The sequence below is a fragment of the Streptomyces sp. NPDC052107 genome (genome assembly GCF_040680215.1).
Classification (GTDB): Bacteria; Actinomycetota; Actinomycetes; order Streptomycetales; family Streptomycetaceae; genus Streptomyces.
This window is the reverse complement of record NZ_JBFAWG010000250.1, coordinates 1-2052: the sequence shown is the minus strand read 5'-3', so window position 1 is coordinate 2052 and position 2052 is coordinate 1. Positions and strand designations below refer to the sequence as shown.

At 67.1% G+C, this 2052-nt stretch carries 1 protein-coding gene; it reads left to right on the top strand.

The genetic code is table 11. The annotated features are described in order from the left end of the window. Window positions 1–336: 336 nt before the first annotated feature. Entirely contained in the window at window positions 337–906 is a 570-nt protein-coding gene (locus AB0M27_RS47515; RefSeq protein ID WP_365732421.1) for a hypothetical protein, read from the top strand. Window positions 907–2052: the final 1146 nt, after the last annotated feature.

Below are 2052 nucleotides of genomic sequence, written 5' to 3'. Positions count from 1 at the left end.
GGCACTTCCGAGCCGTGGAACGACCTCCAACCCCGTGACCTGCACTTTCAGGCCCGCAGAACCTCCAGGGCCCCCGAATTACGTCGAACCCGGGCAAATGGGTCGCGCCGCAGGCGGTCGCCGGCGTCCGCCGCCCATGGAGGTCATCGAATGAATCTTCGCCTCTGGGTTGCAGCGCCGCTGGCCGGTGCGGCTATCGCCTTCGTATCTCCGTCGGTCGGCGTCGCTGCGCAGGCGTCTGCACGGCATGTGTCCGGCTCCCCGTGACTCCATGACGGGGACGGTGACCACGGTCACCGCAATCCCTGGCGTGACTGCTACAGCCAGCGCCGTGTCGTGCTCATCGACCAGAGCCTGAGGGTGATTCTGACCAATGGCCGACGTGGGCCTGAGGCGCTCTTCCTCCAGGGGAACCCGGGGTCCTCGTCCTCGACGCCAGTCGCACCATGGGACGGCTTTACTGTCGAGTCGTATATGGACGTGAACTATCCCACCCGTACCACCGCCGGGTATGAGTTTGAGCTTCGTGACTTCTTCAGGGTGCACCCGCTCTTCGTGGTGAAGGCCTTTGACCGCCACGAGCGAGCCTTCCCCTTCCCGGCCGCCCACTGCACCAACGGCGAGGACGACGGTGGCCGCGGGCATGATGGTACGACTGCTGATGGGAGTGGCTCGCCCGCATCCCCGTCGCCCCAGAAGGGGGACCAGCATCAAAACGGCCAGGGCGAGCAGGGGACTCTCGTCCCCGGGGGCGCGCTTCCCCCTGTTCGGCGTGATACTGCGGCTGCTGGCTGGAGCGCCGGGCTTCTGAGCGCGAAGCACATCGTGATTGCGGTCGGCGGTTTGCTGATGATTCTGGGAATGCCGGCTGTGGCCTGGCTTCGCCGACGTCGTTCTGCCGAATGACACTCGGCGGGAAGAAAAAGCGGCAGCACTCTTGGTCCCTGACGTCACGTCGGATCAGGAGCATGGGTGTGCTGCCGGCCCCCTCGTACCCATTGACGGCCGGCCGACCTCCGGGGAGGCGGCCGGGCCGGACATGCCCAGACAGCGCCGCGTCCCTGCAGCTCAGTCCCGCGGCCCACCCGGTGGCCGGGCAGGCGAACACGTAGACCTCCGCAGCTGGATTCGCGCCTTGTAGAAGACTCGCTACGTCATCTGCCTGGCTGTCACGGCCCGGTACCGGCCGACCGACCCCGGTGTGGAGAGCGGGACTAGAGCCGGGCAGGTCTTCTTCACCCGGCAGCCCCTGCGGTTCGACCGCCACCGGCGGGTGCGCACCGCCGCTGTCACTGGTCGCCGGAGGCCTTTCGGCGGGACTGCTCAGAAAGAACTGCTGCTTCCGGCGGTGGCCGTCGTGTCCGAGAGGGCTGGATGTGGCCGTGGGGTTGGGCTTGGCGGACCGGTTGGGCCTGGCCGAGCGGTAGGGCCTGGATAAGCGGCTGAGTGCGGCCGGGGAACTGCTGCTTCCGGCGGAGGCCGACGTGCCCGAGGGACTGGGTGTGGCCGAGGGGCTCGGGCGGGGGTCGTGGGGGCAGATCCAATCAGGGTTTTTGAATCCGTAGCTCAGGCCCCATTCCTCGTCGCAGCCGCCCCAGTACGTCCCCACCCAGCCGCAGTAGGGGCCGCCGTAGCTGTAACAGGGTGGCGCTGATTTCTGCGGGCCCGGATTCGTGAAGGGTGGCTGGGACGACTCGGCTTTGCTCCGCGAGATGCCGGGGGCGCTGACCATGCGGACCTGCGTGGCCCCGGAACTCTGGGGCATCCAGTCCATGAGGAAGAGGGGCAGGCCGATGGCTGAGGCGGAAGCCGCCACCGGCGCAGCAGCGAGAGCGCAGCGGATCAGACGCGTGACTGTTCCTCTTGGCTTTGTGGTCTGTGGCAGGTCTGGACGAACTCTGTGCACGGGCGCCGCCGCTGTGAGCGCTGGAGCTGAACGTATGATCTGGAGATCCCCCTCTCGACGACGGCCGAACCCTGACCCTCTGACGGCGTATCAAATCTGACCCACTTGGTGATCTTCATCTGACCCTGGCCTTGGTGATCAAGGTC